The organism is Kitasatospora sp. NPDC043950, from assembly GCF_056435345.1.
This window is the reverse complement of the sequence record NZ_JBWKER010000039.1, coordinates 38,815-52,015: the sequence shown is the minus strand read 5'-3', so window position 1 is coordinate 52,015 and position 13,201 is coordinate 38,815. Positions and strand designations below refer to the sequence as shown.

The 13,201-nt window shown below is 74.2% G+C and carries 11 protein-coding genes; 9 read left to right on the top strand and 2 right to left on the bottom strand.

The annotated features are described in order from the left end of the window. Nucleotides 1–49: 49 nt before the first annotated feature. From AC07BF_RS25110 to AC07BF_RS25100, 3 genes are all read left to right on the top strand, one after another. Nucleotides 50–844 (top strand): LysR family substrate-binding domain-containing protein, encoded by a 795-nt coding sequence (locus AC07BF_RS25110; protein ID WP_363585793.1) that lies wholly within the window; start codon nt 50–52, stop codon nt 842–844. A 108-nt stretch (nt 845–952) separates the two neighbouring features. Beyond that, the gene (locus AC07BF_RS25105; protein WP_363585792.1) at nt 953–1,534 is read left to right on the top strand and encodes a DUF421 domain-containing protein; all 582 of its coding nucleotides are present in this window, start codon (nt 953–955) and stop codon (nt 1,532–1,534) included. Nucleotides 1,535–1,647: 113 nt separating this feature from the next. Beyond that, the gene (locus AC07BF_RS25100; RefSeq protein WP_363585791.1) at nt 1,648–2,106 is read left to right on the top strand and encodes a hypothetical protein; all 459 of its coding nucleotides are present in this window, start codon (nt 1,648–1,650) and stop codon (nt 2,104–2,106) included. Between the two features lie 53 nt (nt 2,107–2,159). Here the strand turns inward: AC07BF_RS25100 and AC07BF_RS25095 are convergent, their stop codons facing one another. After that, nucleotides 2,160–3,491: a cytochrome P450 gene (locus AC07BF_RS25095; RefSeq protein WP_363585790.1), complete on the bottom strand. Its 1,332-nt coding sequence runs from the start codon at nt 3,489–3,491 to the stop codon at nt 2,160–2,162. Between the two features lie 240 nt (nt 3,492–3,731). Here AC07BF_RS25095 and AC07BF_RS25090 point away from each other — a divergent pair, with 240 nt between their 5' ends. Then, nucleotides 3,732–5,135: an amidase gene (locus tag AC07BF_RS25090; RefSeq protein WP_363585789.1), complete on the top strand. Its 1,404-nt coding sequence runs from the start codon at nt 3,732–3,734 to the stop codon at nt 5,133–5,135. Between the two features lie 70 nt (nt 5,136–5,205). Here AC07BF_RS25090 and AC07BF_RS25085 read toward each other — a convergent pair whose 3' ends face one another. Then, the gene (locus tag AC07BF_RS25085; protein WP_363585788.1) at nt 5,206–7,155 is read right to left on the bottom strand and encodes an FUSC family protein; all 1,950 of its coding nucleotides are present in this window, start codon (nt 7,153–7,155) and stop codon (nt 5,206–5,208) included. Between the two features lie 453 nt (nt 7,156–7,608). Between AC07BF_RS25085 and AC07BF_RS25080 the strand changes: the two genes are divergently transcribed. The 5 genes from AC07BF_RS25080 (at nt 7,609) to AC07BF_RS25060 (ending at nt 13,194) form a co-directional block, all read left to right on the top strand. Next, nucleotides 7,609–8,703, top strand: a complete 1,095-nt coding sequence (locus AC07BF_RS25080; protein ID WP_363585787.1) for a phytanoyl-CoA dioxygenase family protein — start codon at nt 7,609–7,611, stop codon at nt 8,701–8,703. After that, on the top strand, nt 8,685–10,049 hold the full coding sequence (locus tag AC07BF_RS25075; RefSeq protein ID WP_363585786.1) for a DUF6271 family protein: 1,365 nt from the start codon (nt 8,685–8,687) through the stop codon (nt 10,047–10,049). The genes AC07BF_RS25080 and AC07BF_RS25075 overlap by 19 nt, the downstream gene beginning before the upstream one ends. Nucleotides 10,050–10,163: 114 nt before the next feature. Beyond that, the gene (locus AC07BF_RS25070; protein ID WP_363585846.1) at nt 10,164–11,342 is read left to right on the top strand and encodes a type III PLP-dependent enzyme; all 1,179 of its coding nucleotides are present in this window, start codon (nt 10,164–10,166) and stop codon (nt 11,340–11,342) included. Beyond that, complete coding sequence (locus AC07BF_RS25065) at nt 11,339–11,947, top strand: GNAT family N-acetyltransferase (protein WP_363585785.1); 609 nt, start codon at nt 11,339–11,341, stop codon at nt 11,945–11,947. The genes AC07BF_RS25070 and AC07BF_RS25065 overlap by 4 nt, the downstream gene beginning before the upstream one ends. Nucleotides 11,948–11,952: 5 nt before the next feature. Continuing rightward, nucleotides 11,953–13,194, top strand: a complete 1,242-nt coding sequence (locus tag AC07BF_RS25060) for an MFS transporter (protein WP_363585784.1) — start codon at nt 11,953–11,955, stop codon at nt 13,192–13,194. Nucleotides 13,195–13,201: the final 7 nt, after the last annotated feature.

The following is a 13,201-nucleotide window of genomic DNA, read 5'->3' as shown; positions in this document are numbered from 1 at the left end:
GGTAAGGGAGTGAGCGGGCGCTCCCGGTCACGGTCGGTAGCCTTGCCCTGTGACAGACATGCAGGTGAACCCGTCCTTCCGGCTCGCGTACGTCCCGGGCGTGACCCCCGGCAAATGGGTCCGGGTGTGGTCCGAGCGGCTCCCGGACGTGCCGCTCGACCTCCTCGCCGTCCCGGCCGGGGACGGCGAGGCGACCCTGCGCGAGGGCACCGCGGACGCCGGGCTCGTCCGGCTGCCCGTCGACCGGGACGTGCTCAGCGCGATCCCGCTCTACGCCGAGACCACCGTCGTGGTCTTCCCCAAGGACCACTGGCTCGCGGCCGCCGAGGAGGTCGCGCTCGGCGACCTCGCGGAGGAGGTGGTGTTCCACCCGCTCGACGACACCCTCGGCTGGCCGGGCGGGCTGCCCGGCCGCCCGGCGATCGAGCGCCCGGCGAGCACCGCCGACGCCGTCGAGCTGGTCGCGGCCAACGTCGGCGTGCTGCTGGTGCCGCAGTCGCTGGCCCGGCTGCACCACCGCAAGGACCTCACCTTCCGGCCGGTCGCCGAGGCGCCGCAGTCCCAGGTGGCGCTCGCCTGGCTGGAGGAGCGCACGACGGACCTGGTCGAGGAGTTCATCGGCATCGTCCGGGGCCGCACGGTCAACAGCTCGCGCGGGCGCGGCGCCCAGCCGGCGGCCGAGCCCCAGAAGGCCGCGGCGCCGCGCAAGTCCCAGCCGCAGAAGTCCGGCCAGCAGAAGGCGGGTCAGCACAAGGGCGGCCAGCAGAAGGGCCGGCCGAAGCCCGCGGCGGGCGGCCGGGGTGCGGCCGCCGCCAAGCGCGGCAAGCCGAAGCGCCGCTCCTAGTCGGAAGCCCGGGTTCGTCCGGGTGCTGGCCGGGGCCCGGCGGGGCGCGTACCGTCGGGCCCGGGCGCTGCCCGCCCCGTCCGGCCGAGGGGTTGAAGGAGCGGGGCCATGTGGCACGACCTGGTGATCGTCCAGATTCCGATCGTGGAGAAGATCCTCCGCACGATCGCGGTCTACGCCCTGATCCTGATCCTGTTCCGGATCGCGGGAAAGCGCGGGCTGGCGGGCCTGAACACCTTCGACATGGTGGTCATCTTCCTGCTGTCCAACGTGGTGCAGAACGCGATCATCGGCAATGACAACAGCCTGCTCGGCGGCGCCATCGGCGCGGTCACCCTGATCGCGGTGAACGCCGCCGTCACCCGCTGGCTGGCCCACGACCCGCGTGCCGCCCGGCTGTTGGAGGGCACCCCGACCACCGTGGTGCGCGACGGCAAGCTCGTCCCGGGCGCGCTGCGCGGGCTGGCGCTGCGCGCGTCCGAGATCGAGCACGCCGTCCGCGTCCAGAACGGCGACACCATCCGCGACGTCGCGGTCGGGCGGCTGGAGCCCGACGGCCAGCTGGTGATCAGCCTCAAGCCCGCCGAGCAGAGCGCCACCCGCGGCGACGTCGAGGACCTGCACCGACGGTTGGAGGCCATCGAGCGGCTGCTCACCACCCTGGCGGCCGACCGGCGCAGCGAAGACTGACCCGGCGGCCACCCCAGAGGTCTGGGATGGGAACGGCCGCACCCGGCCCGGCAAAATTGGCGTAGACCACTTCCGTCCACGCTCGCCGGACCGCCGTCCGGCCGGAGGAACGCATGCTGCGCAGACTCTCCTGGATCCCGGCCCTGACGGCCGTCCTGCTCGCCCTGGTGGCCGGGCCGACGGCCGGTACGGCATCCGCCGCGACCGAACGTGAATTCCTCCAGGGCTACGGGCAGTTGGTGCCGCTGCCGGCCCCGGTGACGCCGGCGCAGCAATGCGTCGAGCGGCGGCTGTTCCTGGACGCCGGCACGTACGCCTGGAGCTTCGGCACGCCGGGCGGCAACGTGCCGTCCCAGGACGTCCAGCTCTCCTCGGGCTGGTTCCGCTGGACGATCTGCGTGTACCCGCGGGCGTCCGTCTACGGCGCGACCACCTGGCTCGACCCGGAGACCCCCGGGCAGCCGCACCTGGAGCGGACCACCAGCTTCGACGTCACCTTCGCCTACACCTACACGTGGGACTCCATGCTCTACCGCTGGCAGGGCGTCCCCCGCCCGCCGCGCACCATGTGACGCATCGTCAGGAAAGGCTCCCGTCCGCCGCCCGCGCGGGGCGGGAGCCCCGGTCACCACGGCCGGCGGGCGAGGGTGGCCGTGAAGGGGCGGGGGGACAGCGAGGAGCTGCGGGTCGGGCGGACCGGGCGGCCGGGGGTGGGGGTGACGGTCCAGCGGGCCGCGATGGTGGCGATGGCGAGGGCGGCCTCGGTGGTGCCGAACACGTCGCCGATGCAGCGGCGGGGGCCGAGGCCGAAGGGGGCGTAGGTGCCGGGGGAGGGGCGGGTGTTGGTGAGCCAGCGGTCGGGGTCGAAGCGGGCGGGGCAGGCGAAGACGTCGGCGCGGCGGTGCAGCAGGTACGGGCTGAACAGGATGGTCGCGCCGGCCGGGACGCGGTGGCCGCCGAGTTCGGCGTCGGCGGCGACGACGCGGCTGAGGATCCACACCGGCGGGTAGAGCCGCAGCGTCTCGGTGACCACCCGGGCGGTGAGCGGCAGGGCGGGCAGGTCCTCGTGGCGGGCGGGGCGGCCGTCGAGCACGGTGTCCAGCTCGGCGTGCAGGCGGTCGCGGATGGCCGGGTGGGCGGCGAGCAGGGTCCAGGCCCAGGAGAGGGTGGCGGCGGTGGTCTCCATGCCGGCGAGCAGGAAGGTGACCACCTGGTCGTGGATCTCGGCGTCGGTGAGCCCCCGCCCGTCCTCGTCGCGGGCGCTGAGCAGCATGGACAGCAGGTCGTCGTGGTCGGTGCCGGCGGCGCGGTAGTCGGCGATCAGCCGCCAGGTGACCTCCTTCAGGTCCTGCCGGGCGCGGCGGAAGCGGCGGTTGCCCGGGGTGGGGATGCGGTCGGCGCCGGGCAGCGGCATCATGACGCGCCGGCCGACGCCGCGGGTGATGACGTCCATGCTGTCGTGGACGGGCAGCGCGCCGGCCCGCTCGTGGGCGGCGAACAGGCAGCGGGCGGTCACCGCAGTGGTGAGGCGGTACATCGCGGCGGGGACGTCGACCACGTCGCCGTCGCTCCAGGAGGCGGTGGTGCCGGCGATCTCCTCGGCCATCATCGCGGCGTAGCCGGGCAGTCGGTCGCGGTGGAACGCGGGTTGCAGCATGCGGCGTTGGCGCCGGTGCGCCGCGGCCGGGCAGGTGGCCAGGCCGTCGCCGAAGACCTCGCGGGCCTTGTCGAGGACGAGCCCGCCCTTGTCGTAGGTGCGGTCCTCGGTGAGCAGTTGGCGGACCAGCTCGGGGTGGCAGGCGACGTACGCGTCCAGCGGGCCGAGCCGCAGCCGGACGAGGTCGCCGTGGGCGGGCAGGCCGGCGACGAACTCCAGTGGCCGGCGGACGAAGGCGGGGGCGTGGCCGAGCAGGGGGAGGGCGCCGGGGGCGGTGGCCGAGGTGTACTGGGTGGGCACGGGCGTCACCTTGGGGTGGGGGGTGGACCGGATCGGTTCGTGATCCGGCCTTTCCCCGGGGCCGTCGGCGAAACGATCTCCGACCGGCGGGTGGGGTGAACACGGGGGCGCATGCCGAACGCCCGTGCGCCGTCAGGGTTCGGCGGCGGGAGCCGGGGGTGGGGTATCCCTCGGCGCGGCCCCGCGCCTACACTGCGAACTCTTGCGCGACTACCGGTCAGTAGGGATTGGGGAGTTCGGATGACCGACGAGCGGGCCCACGGGTTCACCGACGACGCCCTCGGCGCGCACGACGCCGTGGCCCTGGCCGCCCTCGTCCGCGCCGGCGAGGTGGCCCCCGCCGAACTGGCCGCGGCCGCCGCCGCCCGCGCCGCCCGGGTCGACCGGACGCTCACCCCCGTCGCCCACCCGTCCTACGACCGGCCCCGGCTCGGCCCGGACGGCACCGACGGCCCGCTGTACGGCGTCCCCACCTTCCTCAAGGACAACGTCGACCTGCGCGGCCTGCCGACCGGCATGGGCAGCGAGGCCTTCCAGGCCCGCCCGGCCCGGCGCAACTCCCGCTTCACCGACCAGTTCCTCGCCACCGGCCTGGCCGTCCTCGGCAAGACCCGGCTGCCCGAGTTCGGCCTCAACGCCTCCACCGAGTTCGCCACCGCCCAGCCGGTGCGCAACCCGTGGAAGCCCTCGCACTCGGCCGGCGCCTCCTCCGGCGGCTCGGCGGCGCTGGTCGCCGCCGGAGTGGTGCCGATCGCGCACGCCAACGACGGCGGCGGATCGATCCGGATACCGGCCGCCTGCTGCGGACTGGTCGGACTCAAGCCCACCCGGGGCCGCCTGGTCACCAACGCCCAGGGCGGCAAGCTGCCGATCGACCTCGTCACCGACGGCGTGCTCACCCGCTCCGTCCGCGACACCGCCGCCTTCTACGCCGCCGCCGAGCGCCACCACCGCAACCCCGCGCTGCCCCTGCTCGGCCTGGTCGAAGGCCCGGGGCAGCGCCGGCTGCGGATCGGACTGGTCGTGGACTCGCCGCTCGCCACCACCGACGGACCCACCCGCACCGCCGTCGAGCAGACCGCCGCCCGGCTGGAGGCACTGGGCCACCACGTCGAGGAGACCACCCTGCCGTTCGGCGAGGAGTTCTCCCGCGACTTCGTCCTCTACTGGGGCTACATCGCCTTCGCCATCGCGGTCAGCGGCCGGCTGATGCTGGACCGCAGCTTCCGGATCAACCGGCTCGACGGCCTGACCACCGGGCTGCGCAGGCTCTACCAGCGGGAGTTCCTGCACACCCCGGCCGTGCTGCGCCGACTGCGCGGCGCCGAAGCCGCGTACGCGGGCCTCTTCCGCACCCACGACGTGATCCTCTCGCCGGTCCTCGCGCACGCCGCCCCGCCGATCGGCCACCTCAGCCCGAACGTGGCCTTCGACGAGCTGATCGAGCGCCTCCAGCGCTACGTGGCCTTCACCCCGGTCAACAACGTGACCGGCGGCCCCGGCATCGCCCTGCCCACCGGCGCCGCGCCGAGCGGCCTGCCGATCGGTGTGCACATCTCGGCCGCGCACGGGCAGGAGCGGCTGCTGCTGGAGCTGGCCTTCGAACTGGAGGCGGACCGGCCCTGGCGGCGGATCCAGGACTGACCGGGCCTTCGCGGGGCGGACGCCAGGGCGGGCGCTCCAGGACTGACCCGGCCCCCGGCCGGCCCGGCCCTCAGACGGGCACCACCGCCCGCGCCGCCTGCACCTCGCGGTGCAGCCGGCCCAGCGCGCAGTCGGGCGGGAGGGCGTCCGGCCCGGCCTCGGGCAGCGGCCCGCCGCCGCGCAGCGCCCCGGCCAGGTCGCCCAGCTCCCGGACGACGGCGCCGACCTCGGCCGGGGACGGCGCCGGAGCGCCGTGCTCGACCCGGACCCGGGTGGCGGTCGTGGTGTCCACGATCCGCTCGACCGCGATCACCAGCGGCCACCAGGCCTCGGCCCGGGCCCCGACCGGTGGCGGTTCGGTGAGCGCCCGCTGGAACTCGCTGCGCACGGCGGACAGGTCCCGGTAGAGCCGCCGCCGGTACCGGGCGCGGGCCGGCTGGTCGGCCCCGGGCGCGGTGGTGAAGGCCAGCGAGACGTACGCGGCGGTGTCCGCGACGGCGTCGGCCAGCCGCTCCCCGATCCGGGTGTGCCAGGAATCCGGCCACAGCAGGTAGCCGGTCAGCAGCGCGATGCCGCAGCCGATCAGCGAGTCGTACAGCCGGGGCAGCACCAGGTGGAAGCCCCGGTGGTTGAGCAGGTCGGAGAGCAGCAGGATCACCGGGGTGATCGCCGCGGTCTGGAACGCGTACCCCTTCGCCGACAGCACCGGGATCAGGGTTGCCAGCGCCGCCATCACCGGCACGTCCCACCAGCCGTGCGGCACCTCGGCCAGCACCGGAATGGCGATCAGCAGCCCGGCGGCGGTGCCGAGCGCGCGCAGCACCGCCCGGGAGAACACCGAGCCGAAGTCGGGCTTCAGCACGAAGGTGACGGTCAGCGACACCCAGTACGAGCGGGGCACCGCGATCACCGACACCAGGATCTGGGCGAGGCCGATGCACAGCGCCAGCCGCAGCCCGTACCGCCAGGACGCCCGGGACAGCAGCAGCGCGTGGGCGGCCCGGCGGGCGCGGACCTGCAGTGCGGCGGGCCGGCCGAGCGGGTCGTCGCCGGCGTACGGGTCGGGTGCGGGCTCGTGCGCGACGGCCCGGGCGTGGCCGATCGCGGCGACCAGGGCGCGGGTGGACGGTCCGGCCGGATCGGGCAGTCCGGGCGGCGGGGTCGACCCGACGCGGCCCCGCTCGACGGCCGCGGCCAGCTCGCGCACCGCCGCCGGGTAGGCGGGCGGCAGCGGACCGTACTCGCGCGGGCGCAGCTGTGCCGCCGAGGCGGCCTCCACCACCGGGATGGCAGCGTTGAGCTGGGCGAGCAGCCGGACCAGGGTGGGGGAGCGGCCGTGCCGGCGGGCCCGCCGGGCGAGCAGCAGATCGTAGGACTGGTTCAGCGACTGGGTGAGCGCCTGCCGCGCGTCGTCGGCTCCGGGGGTGCCGGCGGCCTCCAGGAAGTCGGCGACCGACCGGTAGGTGCCGGCCACGGCGAAGCGCTCCGGCGCGCCGCCGCGCAGCGGCCAGGCGAGCAGGGTGAGGCCGAGCACCAACAGGCCGCCGAGCAGCAGCAGTCCGGGCGGCAGCCACCAGGGGGAGGGCAGCGGCAGTCCGGCGCCGACCACCGCGTTGAGCAGCAGGAGCAGTCCGGACACCGAGGCGACCGCGCCGATCGAGGAGATCATGCCGGAGACCAGGGCGACGGTGGTCAGTACGGCGACGGCCGTCCAGCCCGCACCGTACACCAGGGTGCCGAGCAGGATCCCGAGGGCGCCGAAGAGCTGCGGCACGGCGATGTTGAACACCCGCATCCGGTAGGCGTCCGCGGTGTCCCCGATGACCCCGGACAGCGCACCCATCGACACCAGCGCGCCGTACCCGGGCCGGTCGGTGGCCGTGCCGACCGCGAGCGGCGCGGCCAGCGCCACCGAGGCCCGGGCGGCGGCGGCCCAGGGGACCGGCGCGGCCTTGGGGCGCAGGCTCGCGGTCAGCCAGCCGGGCGGGGTGAGCCGGGTGGCGGCGGGGCGGTGTGCCATAGGCCCAACGTACGGCGCGAAGGACGGGGCGCAACGCTGGGGAACTCGTTTCGGTTCACGTCCGGGTATGTCAATTCCCGAAACATACTCCGGCTTATGTCACTCTCCGAAACATAAAGCGAACCCCGAGGGGTCATCTGAACTGCGCGGATTTCCCTATTGGTAACCAGCCGTCGAGGGTTGACACCATTAGTTGGTCTAGTCCAACGTATGAGGGGCGCGGTTCGGCCGGGGCTGAGGCAGGGTGAGAGGCCGTGCCGGACGGACGAGTTGGCCCCCTGACGTGGCGGAACCTTGCACGGTCGGGGCCCGGGCGAGGCGGAGCGTATGCGGACGGCATGCGGTCCACGGGCTGAATTCCACGCACGGCCGGTGACGGGCCGTCGGCTCGCCGTGCCCGCACTGTGCGTCCAGGAAGCGCTGCGTCGACTACGAACCATGGAGTGACTGCCCATGCCGAGCCCTGACGGATATCTGCACCGAGCCGCCTCGGCGCGCCCCTACTTCAGCGAGGACGGGGAGAGCTACCTCGCGCGCACGGCGCTGCGCGAGGTCCGCAAGGAGCGCCCACTGCGGGTGCTCTCCGAGGAGGACTTCGCGTTCTGGCAGACCTACGGCTACATCGTGGTCAAGGAGGCCATCCCGGCCGAGGCCGCACGGCGCCTGCTCGACTTCGCCTGGGACTTCCAGGGCCTCTCGCCCGACCGCCCCGAGGACTGGTACCGCGAACGCGACTACCGCGACGAACTCGACCGGGAACTGCACATCTACGGCTTCGTCGAGGCCTACCACCACCAGCTGATCTGGGACAGCAGACAGGCCCGGCGGGTCTACGACGCCTTCGTCGACGTCTGGGACTGCGAGGAGCTCTGGGTCACCCTCGACCGGCTCAACCTCAACCCACCGAACATCCGCAACCGCGACCGCGCGCTGATCGAGCCCACCGACCGGGGCTTCGACATCGAACTGCACTGGGACGTCGACACCACCCAGGGCATGCTGCCCCAGCGCGTCCAGGGCATCATCGCGCTCGACGACACCCGGCCCGACCACGGCGGCTTCCAGTGCGACCCGGAGCTGTTCCGCCGCTTCAACGAGTGGCAGGCCGCCCAGGCCGCCGACCGCGACCCGATCCGCCCGGACGTCGACCGCACCGAGTTCCCGGTGGTGCGGCCCGAGTTGAAGGCCGGTGACCTGCTGATCTGGAACGGCCTGCTCGCCCACGGCGTCGCCCGCAACACCTCCGAGAACGGCGTCCGCGCCGTGCAGTACCTGTCGATGATGCCCGCGCTGGAGGAGGCCGCGCAGATGCGCCGCTCCCGGGTGGAATCCTGGCGCACCCTCGCCACCCCGGACTGGAACCGCACCCTGGTCGGCGACGCGACCCGCCATGAGTCGCTGCGCTACGGGCCCGCCGAACTCACCGAACTCGGTGAGCGGCTGCTCGGACTGCGCTCCTGGCACGACCCGGATTCCACGGGCGACCGGCCCGCCCCGCAGCAGCCCGCCGAGTCCGCGGGGGAGCCGGCATGCGCGCCGTCTGCCTGACCCTGCCCACCAACCGCGAGTGCGCGGCCACCATCGCCGCGATCGGCGCCGAAGCCGCCTACGCCGCACGGCGGTTCGGCGTCCGGGTGCACCTGCTGATCCTGGACTCCGCCGACCCGGCCACCTACCGGCGGCACGCCGAGGCCGTCGCCGCGCTGCCCGCCGTCGGGTCCGGTGCCGCTTCCGGCACCGCGTTCGGGGCCGGGGAGGTGGTCGTCCACCACCTCGACGAGGCCGCCCAACGCGGCTTCCTGCGCGACGTGATCGAGCGCTCCGGCGCCGCCGGCCCGGACGGGCCGCTCGGCGACCAGCTGCTCGACCTGATGATCCCCGACGCCGTCTCCTACGGCGCCTGCACCAACCGGGCGTTCCTGCTCGCCGGCGCGCTCGGCTGCGCCTCCGTGCACCGCCGCGACTCCGACAGCGCGTACCAACTGCTCGACGGCGAACCGGTGTTCCCGATCGAGCACGAGCTCGCCACGCTCGGCCTCAAGGCGGCCGACGCGGCCGCCGCCGTCACCGAGGTCACCCTCGACCCGGTGCACACCGACAAGCCCGTCGCCCTGGTCGGCGGCTCCTTCGTCGGTGAACTCTCCGTCGACATCGGCGAGATCCGCGAACTCGACCCGGACGCCTACCACCAGGTCGTCGCGCTCTGGGCGCCCACCGGCGCGAGCGAGCAGGAACGCCGCGAACTCGTCGCCGACTCCTTCACCGGCGGCGGCACCGACCCGTTCCGCCACGACCGCGCCGTGCTCGACCTGCCCGACATCTGGCGGATCGACATGTGCAACGTCGCCCTCGACCACGAGGTCTACGACCGCGTCCCGTTGCCGCCCGCCACCGCCACCATCGGCAGCGACTACTTCCTGCTGCACCTCGTCCGCGACGCCACCCTGCCCGGCGTCGTCCACAACCGGCACATCGTCAACTACTACACCCCGGAACGGCGTACCGGCGCGGGCTTCACCGCCTACCAGCTGCGCTACGCCAAGTTCCTGCTCTCCATGCTCTACCTGTACCCGGTCTACTCCGAGATGGAGGCGGCCGGCGGGGCCCTCCTCGACGAGGCGAACCACATCCGCGCCGACGTCATCGCCGACTCCGCCCGCCGCAGCGCCGCGACGGACCGCGCGGAGAACCACCGACGGCTCGACGCGCTGGACCACTGCTACCGGCGACTCGGCGGGAAGTACGCCGAGTTCGCCGACCACCTGGCGCCCCAGCGGGCGCGTCTGCTCGACGAAGCGCAGGCGGACATCGAGGACTTCGCGCTGCTGATCGACGCGTGGGGCCCGCTCATGCGGGCGAGCAAGGCCACGCCCGCCGACCGGCTGCCGCGGTAGCCGCACCGGGAGCCATTCGTGATACGTCAGACCATCGCCCACCGCGCCCCGGCGCACCACACCACCGCCCACACCGGCGTCGCGCCCGACCCGGCCGCGCACGACCGGACGGCGATCCGCGCCGCCCTCGCCGCTGCCACCGACGACCGGATCATCTACGACCTCGACGGCATCGAGCGCCAGTACACCGACCTGATCGGCGAACTGCCCGACGTCGCCGTCCGGTTCGCCATGAAGGCCTGCCCGGTGGACGAGGTGCTCGGGCGCCTCGCCGCCCTCGGCTCCGGCTTCGACGCGGCCAGCCCCCAGGAGATCGCCCAGGCCCTGCGCACCGGGGTGAGCCCCGACCGCATCCACTACGGCAACACCATCAAGTCCGACCGCAACATCGCCGAGGCCTACCGACTGGGCGTGCGCGACTTCGCCACCGACAGCCTGGAGGACGTCGCCGCCATCGCCGAACATGCCCCCGGCTCCCGGGTGTTCTGCCGGGTCGCCACCTCGGGCGACGGCGCCCTGTGGGGCCTGAGCCGCAAGTTCGGCTGCTCGCCCGAGGACGCCCTGCGCGTCCTGGACGCCGCCCGCTCGGCCGGCCTCACCCCGTCCGGACTCTCCGTGCACGTCGGCTCCCAGCAGATGACCGCCGAAGCCTGGGGCGCCGCCGTGGACTCGCTCGCCGCCGTCCTGGAGGCGCTCAACTGGCGCGGCATCACCCCGCAGCGGATCAACCTCGGCGGCGGCCTGCCCGCCCTCGGCGTCCTGGACCGGCACGGCCGCCCGCTCGACCCGCCGCTGGACAAGATGTTCGCGGTCATCCGCGAGGGCATGGACCGGCTGCGCACCGTCAACGCCGCGCCGCTGGAGTTCCTGCTGGAGCCCGGCCGGCACCTGGTCGCCGACCACGGCGCCATCCGCGCCCACGTCGCCCGGCTCTCCTCCCGGCACCAGCTCGACGGCACCCGCGAGGACTGGCTCTTCCTGAGCTGCGGCAAGTTCAACGGCCTGTACGAGATGGACGAGCTCCAGTACCGGCTCGAATTCCCCACCCACCCCGGCGGCCAGTTCGTCAACGCCGTCGTCGCCGGCCCGACCTGCGACAGCGACGACGCGTACGCCCAGGAGGACGGCCTGGTCCGCGTCCCGCGCGCGATCGCCTCCGGCGAACCGGTCTGGATCCTTTCCTGCGGCGCCTACGCCACCGCCTACACCACCCAGGGGTTCAACGGCTTCGAGCCGCTGCCCTACACCTGCATCGGCGGGACCGGCGGCCCGGACGGAGACACCGGCAGATGACCGACCTCCGCATCCGGCTGCTCCAGGAGGACGACTGGGACGGCGTCGTCGCGCTGGAGGAGCGCGCCTACGCTGCCAGCGGCCTGTCCGAAGGCCGCGAGGCGCTGCGCTCCCGCCACCGCGCCTCGCCCGACACCTGCTTCGTCCTGGAGCACGCCGACGGCCTCGGCGGCTACCTGCTGGCCCTGCCCTATCCGCTGTTCCGGTGCCCGGACCTCAGCCGGGCCGAGGCCGGCGGGGTCCGCGCGACCAACATGCACCTCCACGACCTGGTCGTCGCCGAGGAGCTGCGCGGCCGCGGCCTGGCCCACCGGATGCTGCGCGGCCTGGAGGAGACCGCCCGGGCCCGCGGCTACCGCACCATGTCCCTGGTCGCCGTCCGCGGCTCGCAGGTGGTGTGGGCCCCACTGGGCTACCGCGCCCGCCCCGAGATCGGACTGCCCGGGAGCTACGGCCCCGAGGCGCTCTACATGGCGATGCCGCTGGGCCCGGCCGCTGCTTCTGTCGCCGTCCAGGCCCCGGCCGCCGTCCCGGCCGCCGTCCAGGCGTTGACCTCCTCCACCGACCCGTCCCCCGGGTTCCCACCCAGAGCCGAAGTGGGCTGATGCACATGTCCCCCGTTCGCGACGACTTCCGCCGGTCCCAACTGGCCATCGCCGCACTGTTCTTCCTGCTCGGATTCCAGTACGCGACCTGGGTCTCCCGGATCCCCGCGCTGAAGACCAGGCTCGACCTCGGCGAGGCCCAGATCGGCCTGCTGCTGATGACCTGCGGGGTCGGCGCCGCGGTGTCCTTCCCGCTGGTCGCGGTGCTGATGCGGCGGTTCGGCTCCCGCCTGCTGTCCGTGCTCTCCGCGCTCGCCCTCGGCGTCGTCCTGGTCGCCCTGTCCGTGGTGCCCGACTACCCGCTCACCCTGCTGGTGCTGTTCTGCGACGGCGTCGCCGTGGGCTGCCTGAACGTCGCGATGAACGCCCAGGGCGCGGCGCTGGAGGCCCGCTACGCGCGGACCACCATGTCCCGCCTGCACGCCACCTTCAGCGCCGGCTCGCTGCTCGCCGCGCTGCTCGCCTCCGGCGTCACCGCCTTCACCGGCACGCTCGCCGTGCACTTCGGGGTCGCCGCCGCGCTGCTCGCGGTGCTGGTCGTGGCCGCCCGGCCCGGACTGCTCACGGACGACGCGCCGGCCGCGGCGCAGGACGGGTCGGACCAGGAGCAGGCACCGGCCGCGAAGAAGGACCGCCGCCGCTTCGTCCTCCCGGCCGCGGCGACCCTCTGGATGGGCCTGGCGATGGTGTTCGGCACCGTCACCGAGGGCGCCATGAACGACTGGTCCGCGCTCTACCTCAAGGACGTCGTGAACGCCGGTGCCGGGCTCGCCCCGCTGGGCATCGCCGTCGTCTCGGTGATGATGGTGCTCGCCCGGATCTTCGCGGACGGCTGGCGCACCCGCTTCGGCGACGGCCGGATCGTGCGGACCGGCAGCCTGCTGGCCGGCGCCGGACTGGCCCTCGCGCTGCTCGTCGGCGGCGTCGTGCCGACCCTGATCGGCTTCGCCTGCGTCGGCCTCGGCGTCGCGGCGGTCACCCCGTGCGTCTACGTCGCCGCGGCCCGCCAGGGCTCGGACGCGCTCTCCCTGGTCGCCGCGATGGGCACCACCGGGCTGCTCGCCGGGCCCGCCGTGATCGGCTTCATCGCCGACGCCACCAGCCTGGTGTGGGGCATGGCCGCCGTCGCCGTCTCCGCCGCGGTCGTCTCGCTCTGCGCCACCCGGATCGGCTGGCCCGCCCCGGAGCCCCGCCCCGAGCCCCACCCCGAGCCCCTCGACGGCCGACTCGCCCCGGACGCCAGCTAGCTCCCCC

What these genes read in the sequence shown, in the direction of transcription:
- AC07BF_RS25060 (WP_363585784.1), top strand. Translation starts at nt 11,953, where the DNA reads ATGTCCCCCGTTCGCGACGACTTCCGCCGGTCCCAACTGGCCATCGCC.
- AC07BF_RS25065 (WP_363585785.1), top strand. Translation starts at nt 11,339, where the DNA reads ATGACCGACCTCCGCATCCGGCTGCTCCAGGAGGACGACTGGGACGGC.
- AC07BF_RS25090 (WP_363585789.1), top strand. Translation starts at nt 3,732, where the DNA reads ATGACCGACGAGCGGGCCCACGGGTTCACCGACGACGCCCTCGGCGCG.
- AC07BF_RS25075 (WP_363585786.1), top strand. Translation starts at nt 8,685, where the DNA reads ATGCGCGCCGTCTGCCTGACCCTGCCCACCAACCGCGAGTGCGCGGCC.
- AC07BF_RS25080 (WP_363585787.1), top strand. Translation starts at nt 7,609, where the DNA reads ATGCCGAGCCCTGACGGATATCTGCACCGAGCCGCCTCGGCGCGCCCC.
- AC07BF_RS25085 (WP_363585788.1), bottom strand. Translation starts at nt 7,155, where the DNA reads ATGGCACACCGCCCCGCCGCCACCCGGCTCACCCCGCCCGGCTGGCTG.
- AC07BF_RS25105 (WP_363585792.1), top strand. Translation starts at nt 953, where the DNA reads ATGTGGCACGACCTGGTGATCGTCCAGATTCCGATCGTGGAGAAGATC.
- AC07BF_RS25100 (WP_363585791.1), top strand. Translation starts at nt 1,648, where the DNA reads ATGCTGCGCAGACTCTCCTGGATCCCGGCCCTGACGGCCGTCCTGCTC.